Below are 23,328 nucleotides of genomic sequence, written 5' to 3' on the forward strand. Positions count from 1 at the left end.
AGTTGTTAGCATGATTGAGCCAATCCAAGCACGTTTTAAAGAGATCAGAGAAGATCAAAACCTACTTGATAGCATCATGAAATCAGGCGCAGAAAAGGCCAGTGTACGTGCAGAAAAAACACTTAAATCGGTTTACGATGCACTAGGGTTTATTCCTCGTACATAAATTGCTTTATTAGTATAAGCAAATAAAAATGCCGCTAAATTTAGCGGCATTTTTTTATAACTTCTAATACTTCATTCATCACTTAAAAAAGCTATAATTTATTAGCTAGTGGACTTAAACGCAGGCGATTCGCAGGCTTTTACAATAAAAGAATAGCCATAAGGCATAGTTTCATTTGGCGTAATCTCTACTATTTCGTAATCGTTCAACTCTACCACTTTGCTATTTTTGGCTTTTTTACACCTTGAGTATTCATCCGCTTCGTAATTAAATGCAAACATCGCTATAAGGTGTTTACTACGCCCAAAATAACCTTCAGTAGCAACAAATGAACTTGCAGATTCGGCGAATTCATTTATTTCTTCTGCTTTTTGCGAGCTGGGTTGAGTTTTTGTTTCCTGTTTAGCCAGCCTTTCATTTAGGTTGACCATAGCATGCCCCTTCACTTCAGGAGAGTCACTAGCCAGCTCTCTTCCAAAATAGAAACCGTTTTCTATATCTGATAGAAATGTTGCTTCATCCCTATCGTCCAATAAAGGATAGAGGGTACTTAAAGTTATGAAGGCTAATATTAATCTAATAGATGCGGTAAGTAAGGGAGAGTAGCTTTGACTTATATATTTAATGCTTTGCGATCCAAATGGCTTTATAAGTAACAGCATTATGATATAAAAGGGTAAAATAAATTGAAATATTAGTAATGTACAGAGTGTAATTCCTAATGCCCAAATGGGTAAATATATCAAAGTTGCAAAATTGTGTGTGTAGCTCATGTTTGCAGCTGATACGTGAGTTACATCGTTAACAATACTGCTTGCATTTGCCAAAACAAAATTAGCAATGGTTGCATAAAAAACCAAAATTAAAGCTTTGCCTGCTAAAGAGTGCCATAGTTTATTAAACTTTGGCCAAAATTCAATTACCAAGGCAGTCATTGTTAAAAGCGCACAAAGTGACCAGGATTTAAAGAAAATCACAGATATAAGCGCTGCTAAGTAAAGCTTTTGCGCGGTGCTAAGGCTAAACCATATGGGTTTAATATGCTTATCAATATCAGCTTTAAGAGGCTGCAATTTTTTTTGCAGCTGTTTAAATAGCCTACTGGCTCGCCATTTTATAATTTTATAACGCCTTAACACCGACTTTCCTTATCGTATGAGGTAATAAACCCCAGTTAGTTTAATAGGGGCTTTAGGTAATGCCCAGTATGCGAGCGTTCACATTCGGCTACTTCTTCAGGCGTGCCTGCAATGAGTATTTCACCGCCCCCAGCGCCCCCTTCAGGGCCTAAATCAACCACCCAGTCTGCGGTTTTAACCACATCTAAGTTATGCTCAATTACCACAATGGTATTACCATGATCGCGCAGGCGATGTAATACCACAAGTAGTTGTTCAATATCGGCAAAGTGAAGGCCGGTTGTTGGCTCATCAAGTATATACAGTGTTTTACCTGTATCGCGTTTAGAAAGCTCACGAGCCAGTTTTACACGTTGTGCTTCACCACCAGAGAGTGTGGTAGCGGCTTGCCCCAAACGAATATACGATAAACCAACATCCATAAGCGTTTTAAGCTTGCGGGCTATTGCAGGTATTTTATCAAAATAGTCGTGCGCGTCTTCAACGGTCATTTCGAGCACTTGGTGAATGTTTTTACCTTTGTATTGTACTTCTAAGGTTTCGCGGTTATAGCGCGCGCCCTTACATACATCACACGGTACATATACATCAGGTAAAAAGTGCATTTCTACTTTAATTACGCCATCCCCTTGGCAGGCTTCACAGCGCCCGCCTTTCACGTTAAAGCTAAAGCGACCTACTTTATAGCCGCGAGAGCGGGCTTCTTGTGTCCCTGCAAATAACTCACGAATACCGGTAAAAATACCTGTGTAGGTTGCAGGGTTTGAGCGCGGTGTACGACCAATTGGGCTTTGGTCAATATCAATAACTTTGTCAAAATGATCAAGGCCACTAATTGACTTGTAAGGCGCGGCTTCTGCTGTGGTCGCGCCGTTAAGCTCAGTATGCGCAAGCTTAAAGAGTGTATCGTTAATGAGCGTTGATTTACCTGAGCCCGATACCCCTGTAATGCAGGTTAATAAGCCAAATGGAATTTTTAAATCTACATTTTTTAGGTTATTCCCTGTTGCGCCAAATAGCTCAAGCCATTTTTCGCTGGTTGGGTTACGCTCTTGTGGCACTTCTATTTTGCGCACGCCTGATAAAAACTGGCCAGTTACTGAGTCTTTAGTGGCTAAAATATCGTCACGTGTACCTTGTGCAATAATGTGTCCGCCGTGCACTCCCGCGCCTGGGCCAATATCAATAATGTGATCGGCTGCGCGAATCGCATCTTCATCATGCTCAACTACAATCACGGTGTTACCTAAGTCGCGTAAATGCACCAATGTTTGTAATAAACGGTCGTTATCGCGCTGGTGTAAACCAATTGATGGTTCATCCAGTACGTACATTACGCCTACAAGGCCTGCACCTATTTGGCTGGCTAAACGAATACGCTGGGCTTCACCACCTGAGAGGGTATCGGCACTGCGCTCAAGCGATAAGTAATTAAGCCCTACATTAATTAAAAACGATAAGCGGTCGCGAATTTCTTTCAGGATTTTTTCAGCTATTTGGGCTTTTTGGCCTGTTAGTGATAGCCCTTCAAAAAAGTCCATCGCTTCGCCAATACTCATAGTCGTAATAGCAGGTAGGTTTGTTTGACCTATAAATACGTGACGTGCTTCTTGGCGTAAACGCGAGCCATGACAACTAGGACACGCTTGGCTAGTTTGATATTTAGCGAGCTCTTCACGCACCGAGTTAGACTCAGTTTCGCGATAGCGACGGTTCATGTTGTTTAACACGCCTTCAAACTCGTGGTTGCGTGTTATTAAATCGCCTCTGTCGTTACGGTAGTTAAAGGCTATTTTTGTTTGCCCTGAGCCTTCTAAAATAATTTTTTGCGATTCTTTAGCCAGCTTTTCAAATGGCACATCTAAATCAAAGTTATAGTGCTCGGCGACCGCCTGTAGCATTTGAAAATAATAAAAGCTGCGTTTATCCCACCCTTTTATAGCACCACCGGCCAAGCTTAGCTCAGGGTTATGTACTACGCGGTTAGGATCAAAATATTGGCGTACGCCTAAACCATCACAGCTTTGACACGCGCCGGCAGGGTTATTAAACGAAAATAAACGCGGCTCTAATTCGGTCATTGCATAGCCACAGGTAGGGCAGGCAAAATTTGCCGAGAACAGCATTTCTTCTATCGTACTGTCGTCCATGTAGGCTACATTTGCCACACCGCCAGACATCTCTAGTGCGGTTTCGAACGACTCTGCTAAACGCTGCTGTTGGCCATCTTTTACTTTAAAGCGGTCAACCACCACTTCAATAGTGTGTTTTTTATGAAGCTCAAGCGTTGGTGGATCTGATAAGTCGCATACTTCGCCGTCTATACGAGCGCGAATGTAGCCTTGGCTTGCAAGTTGCTCAAGTAATTTAACGTGCTCACCTTTACGATCTTTAACCACTGGCGCTAAAAGCATCAGCTTAGTGCCCTCTGGCTGTGCTAAAACGGTATCAACCATTTGGCTAATTGTTTGAGCTGCAAGCGGTAAGTCGTGGGTTGGGCAGCGTGGTTCGCCCACGCGGGCAAACATTAAACGCAAGTAATCGTATATTTCGGTAATGGTACCCACTGTTGAGCGAGGATTGTGCGATGTAGATTTTTGCTCAATAGAAATGGCGGGAGAGAGGCCTTCAATATGATCAACGTCAGGCTTTTCCATTAACGATAAAAATTGCCTTGCGTAGGCAGAAAGTGACTCAACATAACGACGCTGTCCTTCTGCATATAAAGTATCAAATGCCAGTGATGACTTTCCCGAACCAGATAGGCCTGTGATAACAATTAATTTATCACGTGGGATGGTTAGGCTGATGTCTTTTAAATTGTGCGTACGGGCGCCTCGGACTTCAATGTTTTCCATGCTATCTCGTTTATTACCAAAATTATTTGTCCAGTATCGCATAATACGAAACATTATTAATCAATGATCAACGAAAAAATCCTTACTTATAGGCGATTAATTATTGCCAAGCTTGTGGTAGAATCCCAGCCTAAATTTTTCATATCGTAAGAATACGCAGATAATGACCGCATCTTCACTTAATTCACGAGAAAAGCGCGCCGCTGTATCGCTGGCGAGTGTGTTTGCATTTAGAATGCTCGGCTTGTTTATGCTGATGCCTGTATTGGCTATTTATGGCCAATCGCTTGATGGTTTTTCGCCTATGTGGATAGGATTTGCTATTGGCGCGTATGGCTTAACGCAAGCGGTACTGCAAATTCCTATGGGGCGTTTGTCAGATAAAATAGGCCGTAAAAAAGTCATTGTTGGTGGCTTAGTTGTGTTTGCGTTGGGCTCTGTTATTGCAGCCCTTGCTGAATCTATTCAAATGGTTACAGTGGGCCGTGCATTGCAAGGTATGGGCGCTATAGCCAGTGCGTTGCTTGCTTTTGCCAGCGACCTAAGCCGCGACGAACAACGCCCTAAAGTAATGGCAGTGATTGGTATGAGCATAGGCATGAGCTTTGCTTTTGCTATGTTACTTGGGCCTATTGTTGCCGCGTCGTGGGGTGTAGCGGGAGTATTTTGGTTAACAGCAATCCTTGCCGTGTTTGGTATTGGTATTATTTTATTTTTAGTTCCCAATGCCGTTAATAAAGCGCCCAAAGGCGATACCTTGGCAAGCTTTAGTGATATTAAAAAGCTTATTAAGCATCCGCAATTATCGCGCTTAAATGCAGGCGTATTACTGCTACATTTAACGCTAACCACTATTTTTGTGGTACTGCCCAGCCAACTAATAAAAGATGGCTTAGTGGCAAACCACCATTGGTATTTATATATTCCGGTATTGCTGTTAGCGTTTATTTTAATGGTCCCTATTATGATTATTGCCATTAAAAAAGAAAAAGAAAAACAGGCGTTTATTGGCTCAGTAGCACTGCTTTCTATTAGTATGTTTGCTATGTCTATTTGGGTGAATAGCGTGGTTGGCATTGCCATTTGTATGTTGCTTTATTTTGTAGCATTTAATTTTTTAGAAGCCACTATGCCTGCGCTTGTATCGCGTATTGCGCCCGCTAGCCAAAAAGGTTCGGCTATGGGTGGGTATTCGTCTAGCCAGTTTTTGGGGGCTTTTTTAGGTGGTATTTTAGGGGGGTATGTTGCCCAAACTACAAGTACGCAAGCTGTGTTTGCGGCCGCGGCACTTGTTGGGTTAATATGGCTTATTATTGCGTGGAAAATGCAAGTCCCACCGAAAAGTAAAGTTATTAGTTTAATGACCAATTTAAGTTCTGAAGAGCAAGCCCAAGCACTTGCTTCTCAGCTAGTTGCTTTACCTGGCGTAATAGAAGCAACAGTAGTACGCGACGAAAGCCGCAGCTATTTAAAGATTAATGATAAAGAATTTGACCTAGACCAAGCACGTAAAGTAGCTGGTTTAATCTAACGTTTATAGGAGATGGTTCCATGGCACGCGGTGTGAACAAAGTAATTTTGGTTGGTAATTTAGGACAAGATCCTGAAGTTCGTTACATGCCTAATGGCAATGGTGTAGCAAATATTACCTTAGCAACGTCAGACAGCTATAAAGACAAAAACACTGGCCAAATGGTTGATAAAACTGAATGGCACCGTGTAGTGTTTTTTGGCAAGCTAGCTGAAATTGTTGGTGAGTACTGCCGTAAAGGCTCGCAGATTTACGTTGAAGGTAAACTTCAAACACGTAAATGGACCGACCAACAAGGCCAAGAAAAATACACAACAGAAATCGTTGTTGATGGCTTTACGGGTCAAATGCAAATGCTAGGCGCACGCGGTGGCGATCAGCAAGGTGGTGGTTATCAAGGTAATCAAGGCGGCCAACAAGGTGGCGGTTACCAAAATAATCAACAAGGCGGTGGCTATGGTCAAAACAACCAAGCTCAAAACAGCCAGCAAGGTGGTTATGCGCCACAGCAACAAGCTGCACCAGCACAACGCCCAGCTGCAGCACCTGCTCCACAGCAAAATAACCAATACCAACAATCAAACAACAGTGGCTTTGCTCCTGGGCAAAGTAATGCGCCACAGCAGCAAGGTGGTTTTGCACCTAAGCCGCAAAACGCCCCTCAGGGCGGTGCATCAAATCCTATGGAACCAACAATAGATTTTGATGACGACATTCCGTTCTAACCAAAGACAAAAAAACAAATGTTGAAAAATTTACTTAAAAGCCGCTATTAAGCGGCTTTTTTGTAACTACACGTTTTAGTACAAAAGGTGCTGTTTCTACACCTACCGTTTAACACTTTAAAGTCACTCAAAACGCGCTATTAGCGCCTTTTTATAGGCTAAAAATTGAATGGCACATATAACTAAAAAACAGCCTGAGTAAGTCACTAACTGAGCAATTGGCTCGGGGCGAACAAAATATTCATGTAACAGCGCCCCAATTAACGTACCCGCCAATAAAACATATGCAACATAGGTAAACAGTGCTTTTTGCTTTTCATTTTTAATAAACAAAAGAGCAAGCATCATTAAACCCACTACCAACTCCAGTAAACCAACGCTATACATATAAATTTTAGCGTTAACGGGCAGTATCTGCGCAAAGTAGCTAAAGGTTTTAACGCTTACTTGCGCAGCTAATAATTTTGGCAGGGCAAACTTAAACATAAAAAGCGCGCTGGCTAAATTTAAAAGGTTACTAAATAAATTCTTCATGAAAGCTTATGCCTTAATAAAGCAGCCGTAAGGTAATAAATGCCAAGGCTGCAATTTAAATGGTTACACAACAGTGCCGCGAATAGGGTAGTTATTTTGCTCTTTAATAAACTTTAAGCCTCTTACAACCACGTCTAATTCAGGGCGTAAATACGGAGCATTAGAAATATTTACAGCTTGCAATATCCCTTGCTCATTTACGACAAACATAGCGGGCTCTGCAAAGTTGTGATCGGTTTCTTGCTCAGAGCGAGGTGAGGAAATATACAGCCCAAGTTGTTTCATTTGCTGCTGTGTTAAACCATAAGCTATAGGAAAGCTAACCGAGAGCGTGTCCATACTTTGTGTTAGCTGTGCGCGGTTATCTGCAGAAACGGCACAAACGCTCACGCCAAGTGCCTTTAATGCGGGTAATTGCGCTTCTAGTAAATTTAAGTAACGCATACAAAGCGGGCAGTGCTTACCTCTGTATACCACGAGCATTTGCCACTCGGCGCCACCGTGCGGCTTACTTAGATCTGCGGTTGTACCATCGAGCAAGTGTGCAGTAACTGTTGGAAATGAATTACCGGCTATTAATTTAAATGACTCTGACATAAAAACCTCTTTTATACTGATTGTGAATGATTTTTTTTAACAAATAAGTACAGCGCAGTGAGTGCACATAAGCTGATACAGCTAATAAAAATATTGCGTGTGCCTCCTGGGATATATTCAACAAACGATGTTAGAAATTGCCCAGAAAAAACAGCCATTGTGAAATAAGAGAGGTTACGACCGCGAACAGAGGCTGCGCTACGCTCTACGGTCATATGGTTTAATAGTGGGATGCTAAAACCAAAGCCAATACCGCTAAACACAGCGCCTATTACCAATAACGCTGTACCCGTTTGTAAAAAGAAAGCAAATGATGCCCCATAGCCTATAAATGCCAGCGCAAGTACTTTTTGCTCGCCCATTTTTTTAGTTAACTGAGGCATAAAATGTGCCCCAACAACAGCCACTAACGAGATGAAAGAGAGTAAAAAACCTACTTGTTCTTCATTATAATTTTGCGCATGCATTGTGCTGGGTAGTAAAACAATTGCGCTAAAAAACGTGACCATTGCAAGCACAGCCAGCGAATACACATGCTTAAGAGATAAGCCTTTATTTGATATTACGTGCTCTTGTGTTGCTTGTGCCTCTTGTGCTTGAGGGTGATTACGCGGCACAAAAAGTAGCAACATGGCTAAAAATACCCAAGAAATAAGGTACAACGATAATGGTAAAGCCCAATGCTGCACAGCAAGTAAGCCACCTATAAATAGAAATATAACGCCACCTAGCTCTATTGCCATGCCTTGCTTAGCAAGCATGCCTAGGCGCGCTTTACCAAAGTACCACTGTGATATTAAAACGGTACATCCGGCCATAACAATTGAGGTAACACCGCCAAGTAAAATACGGTTAGCAAAAACCAACAGCGGCCCTTGTAACCAATACACGCTTGCACCGAAAAAGCCGTATAAAAATAAGCCAATAATTAATGAACGGTAAGCGCCATATTTATCAATTAATTTACCTGCAATAGGCGCAAATATAACAGCCCCTAAAGCCGGTAAGGTCACTAAAAATACCGCACTGTCAGCAACATTTAGGGCTGTTGATATACTGATTAAACCAGGTGCAACCAATGCACCCACCATGATTGTTAAGCAGGCTATACACAGCAAAGTGTAGCTTCCTGCGTTATTGAGTTTATTCATAAGTATTCTCTGTTTTTAAATAGGGCAACTAAGCGTAAGTCCCCCTTAGTTGCAAGGAGTTAATGGCGGTTATTTTTTTGCGAGAGAGTTAAAAGCAGCGCTGATGGTAATTAACACTACACTAAGGACGACTACGCCAGGCCACTGGTACAAAGCAAAGGCTTTCACACTAATAATTGAGCCAAATGCGCCACCTAAGTAGTAGCCGAGCATGTAAACACCATTGATACGGCTTTGTGCGCTTGGGTCTATGCTAAATACGCGGACTTGATTGGCTACTTGTGCGCTAAAAATAGCGAAGTCGATTAAAATAATACCGATAATTAGGGCTATTAGGTTTCCTAAAAAAACGCCTGTAATAGCAAAACCAATTGCGGCAAGTGTGAGTACTATCATGACTAATTTTTTAGAGCCCAACGCATTGACCCACTTACCCGAAGACTTAGCCCCTATTACGCCAGCTAATGCGATGATGCCAAATAATCCGGCCTCTTGGGCGCTGTAGTTAAAAGGTGCATCACTGACATAAATAGCTAAAGTAGCCCAAAGTACATTAAAAGCAGCAAACCAAAGCGCGCCAGTTAAAGTAAACACTTGTAGTGGTTTGTGCTGTTTAAATAACGCCACTGTACTTTTAAGTAGCGGCCAGTAACGTAAGCTAGTTTGTGGTTTATTTAGGGGTAAAAAGAGCCTAAGTAGTACACCAAATAGCGCAGCTAATATTGCAGACATAACAAATACGCCACGCCAACCAAAGTGCTCTCCTACAAAACCGCTTAACGTGCGTGAAAGTAAAATACCAATGGTTAGACCCATCATTAAGGTGCCCAATGTAGTCCCTTTATTTTCAGCAGATACAAGTGATGCCGCAAAAGGGATTAATTGCTGGGTAATGTTGGCACTTACCCCTATTAAAAATACCGACATTAATAACAGCGGTAAGTTAGGTGTAAATACGGCAAAGCTACATGCAATAACCAGTAAGCCCGATAAAATGCTTATTAAGCGACGACGCGCAATAGAATCCCCCAGCGGCGAAATAAACAATAGGGCAAAAGCGTAACCAAATTGAGTAAATGCGGGAATGCTACCAAGTTGTGAATCCGTTAAATTAAACTCGTTACCAATCAGGGGTAAAATTGGCTGGCTGTAATATAGGTTTGCAGCGGTTGCTGCAATGGCGGTTGTCATCAACAATAAAATAAAGCGACTTAACGAGGCACTCTGCGTTACCTGGGACATTTTGCTCTCCAACATTAAAAGGTAGGCGAATGATAGAGAGAGATTATCGATATTAGAAATGTTTAAATTTGATGGAATCTATACAAATAACGTATAGTTGTTGCTATACCTCTCACACAGAGCAAATTTGAGTCGCACATGGATATAAAAATATTAAAAAGTTTTATTGCAGTGGCTAAGCACTTGAGCTTTTCAGAAGCGGCTCAAGAGCTACATACAGTTCAACCCGCTATAAGTCGCCATATTTCTTCGTTAGAAGAGCAGCTAGGTGTTAGCTTGTTTACCCGTAACTCTCGGGAGGTGTCGATCACGCAAGCGGGAGAGCAGTTAGTTAAAGATGCCACTGCAATTTTAGCGCTTACAGAGCGGGCTAAAAATAAGGTTAAACTGGTCGATAGCGGGCAGTTAGGCTCGCTGAGTATTGCGTATTTAAGCTCTGCGTGTTTAACATTTTTAGCCAAATTAATCCGAACGTATAAGTCGCAGTTTCCTAATGTTCACGTTACCTTGCTAGAAATGACCGCGACCGAGCAAATAGAGGCCCTTAAAAACGAACGGGTAGATGTTGCGTTTTCTCGGCCGTTACCAAGGACCATAGCCGATGAGTTTATAAGTGAAACTATGTACGTTGACCGCCTCGTAGCGGTGGTCAACAAAAATCATCCCTTTGCATCGGCACAAACTATTGATTTGAAAACTCTTAAAAATGAGCCGTTTATTCTTTTTAATCGCGACGAAGCCTTAGGGTTGTTTGATGAAATTATTACTCGTTGCAAGCGCGCTGGCTTTTCACCTAACATTATTAGTCAACCAAGGCATATGCAAACCTTAGTAACAGAGGTTGCCGCTGGTTTAGGGTTAGCTATAGCGCCTTATTGTGTAAGTAAATTATATAGCGAGGGTTGCCATTTTATAGAGTTAGAAAAGGTCGACACACAAATTTATTTGCAGCTGCAATACAAGCAAATTAACAACAGCGCTACCACGCAAGCGTTTGTAGAAATGGCACTTAATGCCCAAGCAGAAATTCAGCTTAGCATGCGTAATTGAGTTGGCTTTATAAAAGCGCTTTTAGCTAACTTATGCGCCGCAATAATTAGCGAGTCGTAAATGCGCAAAAACGCAAAAACACCTTTGTAATTTACATCTCATTTAATTGATATGTAACTAATTAACATCTACTCTAGTGGTACTAATTACTTCAAGCAACTATGAGAAACATGAAAGCCATTATTTTATTTTTATTTCTTGTTTTTCAATTTGCCAGTTTGCCGGTAAGCGCTCAACCGGATTCTAAAATTACCAATGTCTTATTTATAAATTCTACCAACCAACATATGCCTTGGCATAAAAGTGTTGAAGAGGGCTTAAATAGCGAGCTATCAACACGGACTTTTGACTATGAGCTTTTTGTTGAAAACATTGATGTAGGGCGCTTTGATGAGGCCACTCAAAAGCAATTAATGAGCGACTACCTTAAGCAAAAATATAAAAATAAGCACATAGATATTATTGTCACGCTATCACCTTCAGCAGCCACGTTAATATCGCAATTGAATGATTTTTTTACTAGCACGCCAAAAATTTATATTGAGCCTGGCGAGCAGTTTAGGCTACCGGCAAACACTAATAATGCCTCAATGCAGGCTAAGTTAGACTACAAGCAAGCAACCGCCAGCGCGGTTAATTTAATGAAACCTAAAAAGCTCATAGTCATCTTAGATACTAAAAATGAAATAGGTAGAAACTTTTATACAGGGCTGTTTAATTTTATCAGCCAAGATTTTTCGTATTTAGAAGTTGAGCAATGGTTTGATCTTCCGGCTGCTGAACTGATGACAAAAGTAAAAAATGCGCCTTCAGACGCCATTATTTTATTTACCCCTATATTTAGAAATTACGAAAATAAGTCGATTAGCCCGTATCAGCTCGTCAGCTTACTCGCTCAGCACAGTAACGCCCCCATTTTTAGCTACTGGGAAGTATTATTGGGCTCAGGTGTAGTAGGTGGTTATGTTTTATCAGGTGAGAAAATAGGTAAACGCGTGGGTGAAGCTATTATTTCTTACAGTGAAAATAACGTGTTACCTACTATAAGCGATGAAAATTTAAGTGTTCATAAATACGATTGGCGACAGCTAAAAAAATATAATGTTGCCCCGCAAAGCCTGCCAGAAAAATCGATTATTGCTTATTACAAGCCGAGTTACTTTGAACAAAATAAAGTGTTAATTTACAGCGCTGCCATTACTATTTTTGTATTGAGCGCTTTTTTAGTGTTTGTATTACGGTTAAACCGCCGCCGCATTCAGCTTGTAAACGCGCTTGACGAAGAAAAGCTACGACTTGAATCGCGTGTAGAGCAACGCACTAAAGAGCTATTACAAGCTAAAGAAGAAGCAGAGCAACTTACCTCGTCAAAATCTGAATTTTTAGCCAATATGAGTCATGAGATCAGAACCCCAATGAGTGGCATTATAGGGCTGACAAATATTTTATTGGGCAAAAACTTACCTGAAGAAGATAAACAGTATTTAGAAAAAATAAAGTACTCGTCAGATCAATTGCTTGTGGTTATTAATGACATTTTAGATTTTTCAAAAATCGAGTCAGGAAATATCAAACTCGAGGCCTTTGCATTTTCGTTAAACGCGGTTGTCGATTATATAACGACCACATTTGAAAATAGGGCGCGGAGTAAAGGTATTGCGTTTGAGATTAATATTAGCGATAACGTGAAACATAACTTAGTTGGCGATGTGGTGCGTATAAACCAAGTATTAATTAACTTGTGCTCTAACGCGATTAAGTTTACCTCTAATGGAGCTGTTTCGGTGCAAATAGACGCAGAAGAAGCCCCCCATGACACCAAAAGTACTGTTTTACGCTTTAGTGTTAAAGACACTGGCATTGGTATTGATGCAAAAAGCTTACCTAACTTGTTTGAATCATTTACTCAGGCCGACAGCTCTACAACCCGAAAATACGGGGGAACTGGGTTAGGCTTAGCCATTAGTAAACGTTTATGCCAAGCAATGGGTGGCGATATTTCTGTAAGCAGTACGCAAGGTGAAGGCAGTGAGTTTATTGCTACCATAAACGTTGAAGTAAACACCCAAGCATTAATAGAAGACAGCCCACAGTTATCATTTGCTGAACCATTTGATGTATTACTAATAGATGATAACGAAGATGATTTAAGCTTAATTAAAAGTCAGCTTAGTGCAATGGGACTGTGTTGTACGCCTTGCACGCAGGCAAGTGATGCAATAGAGATAATTAAAGAAAATATAAACACTTATAAAATTATTATTGTTGATTGTGAAATGCCGACCATGAGCAGTGAAACGTTTTTTACCCGCATTTACAAAGTAAACCCACAGCTTTGCAACAATATTATTGTACTTACAGCAAGCAAAAACGACGCAATTTACGACATAGCTAAAAAAATAAACATTAAAACTATTTTGCATAAGCCTGTGCTTACCAGCGTGTTATTTGAAGCGATGAAAAGCAAAGTGGTTAGCCCTTCTACAAGTAATACCCATAAACCTGCCACCGAAAAGCCACTGCAAGGGGTAAAAATACTCGTTGTGGAAGATAACGCCATAAACAGGTTAATTGTATCCGATATATTAGCCGCCAGTGGGGCGCAAGTGCACGTAGTAGAAAATGGCTTAGAATGCATACAAACCGTAAAATTAGAAACGTTTGATATTATTTTAATGGATATTCATATGCCCATTATGGACGGTGTAGAAGCGACTAAAGTAATACGCAGTGATAGCAATACTGCGCTTGCCTCTATGCCTATCATTGCGTTAACTGCAAACGTAATGAAAGATGATATTACTCACTACCTATCTATTGGTATGAATGCACATGTCGCTAAACCAATAAAAGCTAAAACATTACGCGATACAATAATTAGCTGCTTAAATAAATAAACTTATCAATTACCTACCTTTAATAGCAGGCTTTAACGCCTGCAACGTTAAAAAACCAAACGCAAAATTTATATAAATAGGGTTTGACTCACACCTTTTAATATGTGAAATTTCATATATTCGTTTTTTCATATATATTTAGTTCGCTATAGAACTACAAGGTTAAGGATTATGAGTAAATCAATTGAACACGAGCTACCTAATTTAGAACTTTCACAAAGCACTCCTCCTACCGTTAAGGATTTCACGCTAACGTTTTCATCTCATAAACCTAAAATCTTATTGCTATACGGATCGCTAAGAGCTCGCTCATATAGCAAGTTAGTTATAGAAGAAAGTGCACGCTTGCTAACCCACTTTGGTGCTGAGGTTAAAATATTTAACCCTGAAGGTTTACCCATAACAGATAGTGAAGATGAGACGCACCCTAAGGTGCAAGAGCTACGTGATTTAATGCTCTGGTCTGAAGGGCAAGTATGGTGCTCGCCGGAGCGGCACGGTGCTATGACGAGTGTATTTAAAAACCTGATTGATTGGGTTCCATTAAACCTGGGTGGCGTAAGGCCTACACAAGGTAAAACGCTGGCTGTGCTGCAGGTTTGTGGTGGTTCGCAGTCATTTAATGTGGTTAATCAGTTACGCGTATTAGGGCGCTGGATGCGCATGGTAACAATACCTAATCAGTCATCGGTGCCTAAAGCGTTTTTAGAATTTGAAGAGAATGGCCGAATGAAGCCTTCCGCTTTTTACAATCGAATTGTGGATGTAATGGAAGAGCTCGTAAAATTTACCTTATTAATGCGCGACCAAAAAGATTACTTTGTTGATAGATACTCTGAGCGAGTAGAAACAGCAGAGCAGCTCAGTAAACGCGTAAATCAAAAAGACATTTAGGAGGTTACTGTGGGGTTATTTGAACGCTTTTTATCGGTGTGGGTTGCGCTGGCAATCGCGGTAGGGATTGTCGCCGGTTACACCGTACCCGATGTATTTAGTGTTGTTGCAAGCTTAGAATATGCACATGTAAATATTGTTATCGCTGTACTCATTTGGTTTATGATTTACCCAATGATGGTGCAAATTGACTTCTCTTCTATTAAAGATGTAGGCAAAAAGCCTAAAGGCTTAGTACTGACAGTCGTTATCAACTGGCTCATAAAGCCCTTTACCATGGCCTTACTAGGGTGGTTATTTTTTAAAGGCATTTTTGCAGACTTTGTTGACCCACAAACGGCAACAGAATACATAGCCGGTATGATTTTATTAGGAGTAGCACCATGTACTGCAATGGTGTTTGTGTGGAGTCAATTAACAAAAGGCGATGCTAATTACACGTTAGTGCAGGTATCTATCAACGATATTATTATGATTTTTGCCTTTGCGCCCATCGCAGGTTTATTACTAGGGGTAACAGACATAACGGTACCGTGGGACACGTTATTACTCTCGGTGGTTTTGTATGTACTTATTCCATTAATAGCAGGCGCTATTACCCGCAAAAAGTTAGATAAAGGTGAAGATCACACACGGTTAAATCACTTTTTAAAGGTAATGAAACCGTATTCTATAATTGGCTTACTGGCAACGGTGGCACTTTTATTTGGTTTTCAGTCTCAAACATTAATAGATAATCCAGAAGCCATTGTATTGATTGTTATTCCGCTGCTTATTCAAACGTACGGTATTTTTGCAATAGCCTATATAGCCGCAAAAAAAATGGGCCTAGCTCATAATATTGCAGCTCCAGCTTGCATGATTGCAACTTCTAACTTTTTTGAACTCGCTGTTGCCGTAGCCATTTCATTATTTGGTTTACACTCTGGTGCTGCGCTTGCCACCGTTGTGGGCGTTCTTGTTGAAGTACCCGTTATGCTTAGCTTAGTTTATTTTGCTAATAAAACGCGTCATTGGTTTAACTAGGAGAGTGTCATGGTCGTTATTCATCATAACCCTGATTGTGGTACTTCGCGCAATGTATTGCAGATTATTAAAGCCGCTGGCTATAACCCCACGGTTATTGAATACCTTAAAGAGGGCTGGACAAAACCTCAATTGTTAGCGTTATTTGCCGCAGCAAACTTAACACCAAAAACAGCGTTGAGAGTGAGTAAATCGCCTGCTGAAGAACTAGGCTTGTTAAATGAAAATGTAACAGACGAAGCTATTTTAGAGGCCATGCTTGAGCACCCTATACTGGTTAATAGACCTATAGTGTGCACCGAAAAAGGGGTTAAGCTATGTCGCCCTAGTGAGCAAGTTTTAACGCTATTAGCGCAATGGCCTAAAGGCGAGCTATACAAAGAAGACGGCGAAATGATATTAAACGCGCAGGGCGAGCAACCCTAAAAGTAATAAACTATTTGCCAAAACCCCGTTTACACGGGGTTTTTTTGTTTAGCAAAATTATAAACATTTAAAGTTGCTTTGCCTGCTTGTGCTAATGACTATTTTGAACAACACTTTAAATAGTCGCGTTGCCACAGAGAGCACTATGCATAAAGCCTTAATAAAAATTGCTGAGCAAAAAAAAATAATTTACTTAACCAGTTTCACGCTGGTGGTAATTATTTTTAATGTGCTTTTAAATGATACGCTCCATAAAAAAATTCATAAAAATGGTCAGCAGTTAACACAGCAAATTTTTGAGCTGCAAATTAATGCCAATGCCGATAAAGAAATAGTGCAGGCATTGGTGCAAAGTAAGGGCTTTATGCTGGCTGCACACTCAAATGCTGAACACTTCAAATACTTAGTTGATATACAGCACGATGTATTTAGCTATAAAACGCTCAGCATAAGTTTATACCACTGGCCTGCCTGGGTGGAGCAAGCCTACTTATTTTTATTATTAAATATCATTATATTAGGTGCCACTAGCTGGTGGGTTAGATGGTGGAAAGTATTAGTAAAAAAACCGGCAGCGAACATGCCATTGCCTTACAGCAAAACTAAAGCAGCAAAAAAACTTTCTACGCAAATAACCACATTAAACTGCGAAGTAAAGTCTATGTACGGTGTTAGTGCAGCGCGTCATAGCTTATTTGCCATAGTGAAATGTGATTGTGTGTTTGATGAAAATACCGATACCCAAGCAAGCTTTAAGGTATTGATAGCAAAATATTTTAAAGAGCTTCCTGCAGTATCAGTTAATGTATTTGATGCTAACAACCTTGCTATTACTTTAAATAATATCCCTGTAGCCAAGCTAGATACATACAGTGAAAGCCTACACGAATGCGTTTATCAAATTTGTAAGCGTTATCGAAGCACAGTAACACGTAAAAACATAAAGGTTGGTTTGTGCGATTATCGATATGCGGCTGAGCAACCCGTTATTTTTAAACTCGCTAAATCGGCCTTAGTATTTTCAGAAAAAAGCTTAATTCAACACTGGCATAGGCTCGCGTTACAGCACGAGCAAGGGAACTTAATTTCAAGTAAGCAGGTTATTGAAAATATTAAAAAGAATAAATTTATCTTATTCTTTCAACCGTTATTTATGATCACCAGCGGCGATATTGTACAACATGAAGTGCTAATAAGAATTAGGCAGCAACCGCACGGTTTATTAGCTGCGCGTTACTTTATTAATCAAGACTTTAACAATCACCAAGCATTTGAGTTAGATAAAGCGGTGCTACTTCAAGTTAAAAAGCTTATTTTAGCTGAGCCCAGTGCTCTAACGGTAAGCGTTAATTTGCATATAAGTAATTGGTTTAACGAGCAGTTTTGGAACTGGTTTGTCACCAATATGAAAGATTTTACGACAAAGCGAAAGTTACAGTTTGAAATTAGCGAAGCAGACTTTATTAAGTACCAAGCGCAACTAGCAGGTGCCTTTGAAAAACTTACAGCCCTACAAAGTTTGCTGGTGATTGATAATGTACAGAATGTGGAGCACATTAACCAAATTGCTTCTCAAAAATTAGTTAGCGGTATAAAACTAGGGTATCCGCTTGTTCATAATGTGGATGAAAAAACACAACAGCAAAAACAAGTTAAAAACATTGTGGCGCAAAGCAAATTGCTCAATATACCTGTGTACGCGGTGGGTGTAGAAACCCAAAAAGAGCTACTTATGTTGGCTAAACTAGGCGTAGTTGCCGCACAAGGTTTTTACTTTTCTGAGCCCTTGCAGGAATACACACATGCCACGTTTTACTAAGGGCAGTTAATCCTTTTAAGCTAAGTACAGCCAAAAGGGCCACTCTAGCAGCGGTTGTAGAGCTCACTAGGTTACACATTGCACCGTGGTTAAACTGGCCTTAAGTAAGCATGTTTTAATGCCCAGAGGTTAATAGCCCTAGATCAGGCCACAGTATTTTAGCCCATTGAGCCCCTGTAAACCGCCTGTATGAATCGCCATTATATGACTACCAGCAGCAAAGTAATCTTGCTCGATAAGTTGCCATAGTGCATACATCATTTTACCGCTGTATATAGGCTCAAGAGGTAAGTTATGTTGCTGCTGCATGCGTTGGCAAAACTGCCATAAGTCATTACTAAATTTGCCATAACCGCCATCATGAAACTCAGTAAGTAGCTGCCAATTGGATTGCTGAGCTGCTTTTTTACTGAGTGCTGTAATTTCTTTGTTCAAGTACTCGGCTTGTTTTAATACCGCAATTCCTAACAGCTGTGTGGCCTCATAGCTACCTTCAATTAAGCCTGCAAGTGTTCCTCCACTTCCTGTGGGACATACTAAGTAATCATGCTTTGGTAAGCTTTTAGCAAGCTCAGCACACCCAGGCAGGGCGTATGTATTACTTCCACCTTCTGGGATTATATAGGCTTGTGTAAAGCGTGCTTGCAACTGGGCTAAATAATCAGGGTCATGGCGCTGCTTATATTCAATACGAGTAACCGCATGTAAATCCATTGCACACTGTTTAGCAAATTGCAGGGTGGGGTTTTGAGTATCTAAGTGTGGCCCTCTAATTATGGCGTGGGTTTTTATATTAAATAGTTTACCCGCCCCTGCACAGGCGTGAACATGATTAGAAAAAGCCCCCCCAAAGGTGAGTAGTTGTGTTTTATTAAGGGCTTGCATTTGCTGTAAATTATATTTTAGCTTACGCCATTTATTACCACTTATTAGCGGGTGAAGTAAGTCATCTCTTTTTATACTTAACCGTATGTTTCTCTTTTTTAGACAGTCGCTATCTATTTGTTGTATTGGACTTTCTTTTTCAATATTAAATAAGTTAAGCATTATTTCTCGCGTTTAAACTTGCAAACTAACAATCTTGTACGACACTTAATTAATCTCTTATTAACAATAGTAGCTATATGAAAAAAAAGCTGTTTTCGTTGTTATCTTGGTTAAATCGCAGTTTAGACTCAAGCACAGCGATTGGTATTGCTACTTATGCAGATACAGTAAACGCGGTGTGTTTAAAAAAAAATCAAGGGCAGTGGTACGTACATAACTCACACAGTGTGAATGTAGAGGACCAAACGGATTATACAGTCGCTATTGCAACTTGCACAAATGAAGTTTGCGCTGAGGTGTGCCCTGTAAATTTAGTGGTTCCTCATTATTTTTATCAAATAGTGCAAATGGATAAACCCATGCTGAGTGACGAAGAGATCATTCAATCCCTACCATGGACAACAAAAGACTTAGTTGATATTCCACCAGAGAACATTGTTGCCGACTTTATCGATTACCCCATTATTCAGCCTATGCAAAGCAGTAAAATGAATGTGTTTATTACTAATAAACTACAGTTACTGCCTTTTATTGATAGCTTTTCAAAAATAAAGCCTGTGCTCAGAGCAATGACCTCGGAAGAAATGATTTTAGTGACCTTGTTTGGCGAAGATAAAAGCGCGCACATGCTTATAGTGCAACATGCAGGGCATGAGCCGCGTATTTTAATTATTCGTGATGGTCAGCTTTTATTAGCTAGGCGTTTAAACGGGTTTTTAGGCATTTCAGATAAAGAGCGCACACACGGTTTAGTTGAAGCCTTAGGGCTTGAGATCCAACGATCAATGGATTTTTTTGAAAGCCAACTAAAACAGCCTCCTATTAGAAGCATTCAGCTGCATTGCGATGATTTATCGTCTTTGACGTTAAGGGCAGGTCTTGCAGAATTTTTGCAAGTAAAGGTTGTTGATTTTAAACCTAATATAGATTTAGCACAGGATCTCGAACCAAGCTTTTATTACGCATTAGGCGCAGCGTACCAATTAACCGATCCGGATTCAGTGCTATGAAAACACGGATTAATTTTTACCAAAAAGCCATTAGGGTTAGGCGGGACCCCGTGCCTTTTAAAGGAATGCTGTTGCTGTGGCTAGGTACATTGCTAGTGGTTGCATTAACTTGGTTGTTTTATTTATACGAAGAGCACAATAGCCAGCAATTACTTACACAAAGCCAAGCTTATCTAAAGCAAACGCAACAGCAATTAAACGCGGTAAAGCAGCGATTAGCTGATAAACAAAATAAATCGCATTTGATAGATGAGCTAAAAGTACTGCAACAAGAAATTTTGCATAAACAGCAGGTGTTTGATTATTTAGAAAACACATCCATGCACACGAAAACGGATTATGCCGATGTAATGCGCGATTTGGCAGCGTACCACGAACCGCAAATTTGGCTTGATCAGATAAAATTTGAAGGCCAAAAAGTAATGCTCAAAGGGCGTACTCAGCAAGCCAAATTTTTACCTATTTGGCTTGCTAATCTCAAGCAATCGAGCTTTTTTAAAGGGAAGGAGTTTTCAGTGCTGGAGCTGTCGAGCAGTGATGGCGTGAGCGAGTTTAATGTGGCTACAGAACTTAGTTCAAGTGAGGTAGCACAATGAATGAGCAAAATGAAAATAAAGGCTGGCCATTATTCGTTAAATACCAAGCACAATTTGCGGCATTACAGCAGCGGGAAAAGTATTCTGTGCTGTTTGTTGGCTTATTTCTTATTGTTTATTTAGGTTTATGGTTTGTGGTGTTTCCACAGCAAGATGCAGTAAATAGTTTACGCGTGGAACAAAATACATTGTGGCAAAAACTCAATCAAAATGAAGCACAGCTCTCTATGCTTACCCAGGCATTAAAGCATGACTACACTAAAGTACTCAGAAATCAGGTAGGGCAAACCCAGCGCGAGCTAGAAGATATAAATAATAAGTTAAGCACGTTTAGCCAAGGCTTTATTTCAGCAAACAAAGTACCTGCTGTATTAAAAGATTTATTAGTAAATACCCCCGATGTGCAAGTGGTTGGCTTTAGGGTAAACCCAGCAAAAGCAATTGATGTAGAAAAACTCGGTGAGCACGATACGCAAACCTTGTTTTTCGAACACCAAATGGTGGTTACTTTGCAGGGGCGTTATTTTAGCTTACAGCAGTATTTAGAAGGCCTTAAAGCTAGCCAACAAAAGTTGTTAATACAGCAGTTTAACTATCAGGTGCAAACATACCCTAATGCAGAGTTAACATTACAAATAGCAACGGTGAGTGCCAATGAAAAATTTATCGCTTTATAGTTTGTGTGTGTGTTGCGTGTGTTTTTTCTCTGTTAGTTCAGCTGAAATACTGCGCGATCCTACTCAGCCAAGCAATGCACCAATACTAAAAGGCGCTGCAGTTAGCAATACAGCGCTGTCGTTACAGTCAATTATTAAAACCGAAAAGCAATACAAAGCGATTATTTCTAAGCAGGTGTATAAGCCAGGAGATGTAATAGGTGAATTTCGGGTGCTAACAATAAACGCCAATTCAGTGTTGTTAGCGAATGATGATAAGCAAATAAAATTAGAATTATACGACTATGAAATTAAAAAATAATATAACAAAGCCATGGCTTGCGCTTATTTTAATACCGCCTTTTTTAACGGCGTGCCATAGTTTTAAGCCCGGAAAAGAGATTCAGCCACACATAGCACAAGAGCTTGCTCCTGTAAGCAATAATGCTAAAAGTGTTGCCCCGGTAGAGGTGAGTAGCGCGCTTACACAAAGCTTACTTTCGTCACTTAATAGCGAGCAAAGTTTAATAAATGAGTTAGCTGTAAAGCGTTTTGATGTAGCCGCAAAAGAGGTAGAAATAAGCTCATTTTTTAATGGATTAACTGCTGATACTCCATACAGCGTGGCAGTACACCCACAAGTGAGCGGAGTTATTTCTTTAAATTTAAAAAACGTAACGTTTGAAGAAGTTATAGCTGTTATTAAACGCATGTACCCGTTAGATATTGTCCAAGAAGGTCGTATTGTGCAGGTGTTACCAGCGGTCATGCGCACAGAAACTATACCGGTTAATTATTTAATGATGCAGCGCCATGGGCAATCAACGGTAAGTGTTGTTGCTGGTGGAGTGAGCCAGCTTTCACAAAACAACTCAAGTTCAAATTCAAGCTCAAACAGTAGTAATAATTCGAGCCAAAATAATCAGTTTGGCAGCGATAATCAAAATACCGAGCTAAATGGCTCTCGCATCCAAACAATTAACCAAAACGACTTTTGGAAGGAACTTGAGCTTGCTCTTAAATCGCTTATTGGTTCAAACGATGGCCGTTATGTGGTTGCCAGCCCACAGGCAAGCTTGGTTACGGTTAATGCATTACCCAGTGAAATAAACCAGTTAAAAGACTTTTTACGTCAAAGCCAAGAAAACCTTCAGCGACAAGTTATTCTTGAGGCTAAAATTGTCGAAATAACCTTAAAAGATGAATACCAACAAGGGGTTAACTGGGAGCGAATTTCTAGAGGGTTAGAAGGTGGGGTGTCGTTTGCAACTACAGCAGGCAGCATAGGTAATTCTATTTCAGCTACTTTAGGAGGGGTCTCCTCGTTAACGATTGAAAAAGGCGACTTTAGTGGCGTAATTAGTTTGCTTGAAACGCAGGGCGACCTGCAAATGCTTTCTAACCCGCGTGTAACTGCAACAAACAATCAAAAAGCCGTGATTAAAGTGGGGCAAGATGAGTACTTTGTTACTAACGTTTCGAGCACAACGGTAACGGGTACTTCAACGACTACGTCTCCAGAAATAGATTTAACTCCGTTTTTTTCGGGAATTGCCTTAGATGTCACACCACAAATCGATAAATATGGCTCAGTTATTTTGCACGTTCACCCATCGGTAACCGAAACAGAAGAGCAGCTCAAGGTGATTACTTTAGATGATCAGCGTTTTGAGTTGCCGCTTGCGCAAAGCAATATTCGTGAATCTGATACGGTGATCCGCGCTCAAAGTGGTGAAATAGTCGTAATTGGTGGGTTAATGCAAACCACCACGGAAGATGAAGAATCGAAAACACCCATTTTGGGCGATGTGCCAATATTAGGTAACTTGTTTAAAAGTATTAGTAAGCGCCAAGAGAAAAAAGAGCTCGTTATTTTAATCAAGCCAACGGTGGTGATGCCCGACACGTGGAAAAAGCAACAAGCTCACAGCCGCGCGCTGTTAAATACATGGTATGAGAACTAA

The 23,328-nt window shown here is 40.5% G+C and carries 20 protein-coding genes and 1 pseudogene; 14 read left to right on the top strand and 7 right to left on the bottom strand.

All coding sequences use genetic code 11. The annotated features are described in order from the left end of the window. Positions 1 to 166 (top strand): annotated as a pseudogene (locus B2R65_RS06285) (tryptophan--tRNA ligase); the annotation flags it as partial. A 101-nt stretch (positions 167 to 267) separates the two neighbouring features. Here the strand turns inward: B2R65_RS06285 and B2R65_RS06290 are convergent. Together B2R65_RS06290 and uvrA are read right to left on the bottom strand one after the other, a co-directional pair. Beyond that, positions 268 to 1,305: a hypothetical protein gene (locus B2R65_RS06290; protein ID WP_029773080.1), complete on the bottom strand. Its 1,038-nt coding sequence runs from the start codon at positions 1,303 to 1,305 to the stop codon at positions 268 to 270. 35 nt (positions 1,306 to 1,340) lie between these two features. Beyond that, positions 1,341 to 4,163, bottom strand: a complete 2,823-nt coding sequence (gene uvrA, locus B2R65_RS06295) for an excinuclease ABC subunit UvrA (protein WP_286741720.1) — start codon at positions 4,161 to 4,163, stop codon at positions 1,341 to 1,343. A gap of 163 nt (positions 4,164 to 4,326) precedes the next feature. Here uvrA and B2R65_RS06300 point away from each other — a divergent pair, with 163 nt between their 5' ends. Further along, positions 4,327 to 5,694, top strand: a complete 1,368-nt coding sequence (locus tag B2R65_RS06300) for an MFS transporter (RefSeq protein WP_024032520.1) — start codon at positions 4,327 to 4,329, stop codon at positions 5,692 to 5,694. Between the two features lie 20 nt (positions 5,695 to 5,714). Beyond that, positions 5,715 to 6,419: a single-stranded DNA-binding protein gene (gene ssb / locus B2R65_RS06305; protein WP_024032519.1), complete on the top strand. Its 705-nt coding sequence runs from the start codon at positions 5,715 to 5,717 to the stop codon at positions 6,417 to 6,419. 123 nt (positions 6,420 to 6,542) lie between these two features. On the opposite strand, the gene B2R65_RS06310 is transcribed toward ssb, so the two are convergent. The 4 genes from B2R65_RS06310 to B2R65_RS06325 all read right to left on the bottom strand — a co-directional run bounded on the left by B2R65_RS06310 (position 6,543) and on the right by B2R65_RS06325 (position 9,943). Continuing rightward, positions 6,543 to 6,953, bottom strand: a complete 411-nt coding sequence (locus B2R65_RS06310) for a hypothetical protein (protein ID WP_286741693.1) — start codon at positions 6,951 to 6,953, stop codon at positions 6,543 to 6,545. A gap of 63 nt (positions 6,954 to 7,016) precedes the next feature. Next, positions 7,017 to 7,550, bottom strand: coding sequence for a redoxin domain-containing protein (locus B2R65_RS06315; protein ID WP_286741694.1), 534 nt, complete (start codon positions 7,548 to 7,550; stop codon positions 7,017 to 7,019). A gap of 11 nt (positions 7,551 to 7,561) precedes the next feature. Next, the gene (locus B2R65_RS06320; protein WP_286741695.1) at positions 7,562 to 8,701 is read right to left on the bottom strand and encodes an MFS transporter; all 1,140 of its coding nucleotides are present in this window, start codon (positions 8,699 to 8,701) and stop codon (positions 7,562 to 7,564) included. Between the two features lie 69 nt (positions 8,702 to 8,770). Beyond that, a complete protein-coding gene (locus B2R65_RS06325) occupies positions 8,771 to 9,943 on the bottom strand; it encodes an MFS transporter (RefSeq protein WP_286741696.1) in 1,173 nt (390 codons plus the stop codon). A gap of 138 nt (positions 9,944 to 10,081) precedes the next feature. Between B2R65_RS06325 and B2R65_RS06330 the strand changes: the two genes are divergently transcribed. The 6 genes from B2R65_RS06330 (at position 10,082) to B2R65_RS06355 (ending at position 18,055) form a co-directional block, all read left to right on the top strand. Then, positions 10,082 to 10,993 carry a LysR family transcriptional regulator gene (locus B2R65_RS06330; protein WP_286741697.1) on the top strand — a complete coding sequence of 304 codons (912 nt, stop codon included), beginning with the start codon at positions 10,082 to 10,084 and terminating at the stop codon, positions 10,991 to 10,993. Positions 10,994 to 11,163: 170 nt separating this feature from the next. After that, positions 11,164 to 13,890: a response regulator gene (locus B2R65_RS06335; protein WP_286741698.1), complete on the top strand. Its 2,727-nt coding sequence runs from the start codon at positions 11,164 to 11,166 to the stop codon at positions 13,888 to 13,890. Positions 13,891 to 14,061: 171 nt separating this feature from the next. Continuing rightward, positions 14,062 to 14,784: an arsenical resistance protein ArsH gene (gene arsH, locus B2R65_RS06340; RefSeq protein ID WP_286741699.1), complete on the top strand. Its 723-nt coding sequence runs from the start codon at positions 14,062 to 14,064 to the stop codon at positions 14,782 to 14,784. A gap of 9 nt (positions 14,785 to 14,793) precedes the next feature. Beyond that, positions 14,794 to 15,810 carry an ACR3 family arsenite efflux transporter gene (gene arsB / locus B2R65_RS06345; RefSeq protein WP_286741700.1) on the top strand — a complete coding sequence of 339 codons (1,017 nt, stop codon included), beginning with the start codon at positions 14,794 to 14,796 and terminating at the stop codon, positions 15,808 to 15,810. A 9-nt stretch (positions 15,811 to 15,819) separates the two neighbouring features. Beyond that, positions 15,820 to 16,236, top strand: coding sequence for an arsenate reductase (glutaredoxin) (gene arsC, locus B2R65_RS06350; protein WP_054982914.1), 417 nt, complete (start codon positions 15,820 to 15,822; stop codon positions 16,234 to 16,236). Positions 16,237 to 16,381: 145 nt separating this feature from the next. Next, positions 16,382 to 18,055, top strand: coding sequence for an EAL domain-containing protein (locus B2R65_RS06355; RefSeq protein ID WP_154944655.1), 1,674 nt, complete (start codon positions 16,382 to 16,384; stop codon positions 18,053 to 18,055). A gap of 138 nt (positions 18,056 to 18,193) precedes the next feature. Here the strand turns inward: B2R65_RS06355 and B2R65_RS06360 are convergent, their stop codons facing one another. Further along, positions 18,194 to 19,102, bottom strand: a complete 909-nt coding sequence (locus B2R65_RS06360; RefSeq protein WP_286741701.1) for a 1-aminocyclopropane-1-carboxylate deaminase/D-cysteine desulfhydrase — start codon at positions 19,100 to 19,102, stop codon at positions 18,194 to 18,196. 77 nt (positions 19,103 to 19,179) lie between these two features. On the opposite strand from B2R65_RS06360, the gene B2R65_RS06365 reads away from it, so the two are divergent. From B2R65_RS06365 to mshL, 5 genes are read left to right on the top strand one after another with little or no spacing between them, the layout of a single operon-like run. Further along, positions 19,180 to 20,112, top strand: coding sequence for a hypothetical protein (locus B2R65_RS06365; RefSeq protein WP_054982911.1), 933 nt, complete (start codon positions 19,180 to 19,182; stop codon positions 20,110 to 20,112). Positions 20,113 to 20,162: 50 nt separating this feature from the next. After that, entirely contained in the window at positions 20,163 to 20,708 is a 546-nt protein-coding gene (locus tag B2R65_RS06370) for a PilN domain-containing protein (protein WP_286741702.1), read from the top strand. Then, positions 20,705 to 21,385, top strand: coding sequence for an agglutinin biogenesis protein MshJ (locus B2R65_RS06375; RefSeq protein ID WP_286741703.1), 681 nt, complete (start codon positions 20,705 to 20,707; stop codon positions 21,383 to 21,385). Before B2R65_RS06370 ends, B2R65_RS06375 begins: the two co-directional genes overlap by 4 nt. Continuing rightward, the gene (locus B2R65_RS06380; RefSeq protein ID WP_064386227.1) at positions 21,363 to 21,686 is read left to right on the top strand and encodes a hypothetical protein; all 324 of its coding nucleotides are present in this window, start codon (positions 21,363 to 21,365) and stop codon (positions 21,684 to 21,686) included. Before B2R65_RS06375 ends, B2R65_RS06380 begins: the two co-directional genes overlap by 23 nt. Next, positions 21,670 to 23,328, top strand: a complete 1,659-nt coding sequence (gene mshL / locus B2R65_RS06385) for a pilus (MSHA type) biogenesis protein MshL (RefSeq protein WP_286741704.1) — start codon at positions 21,670 to 21,672, stop codon at positions 23,326 to 23,328. Before B2R65_RS06380 ends, mshL begins: the two co-directional genes overlap by 17 nt.

Source organism: Pseudoalteromonas sp. UBA2102 (assembly GCF_002331165.1).
GTDB classification, from domain to species: domain Bacteria; phylum Pseudomonadota; class Gammaproteobacteria; order Enterobacterales; family Alteromonadaceae; genus Pseudoalteromonas; species Pseudoalteromonas atlantica.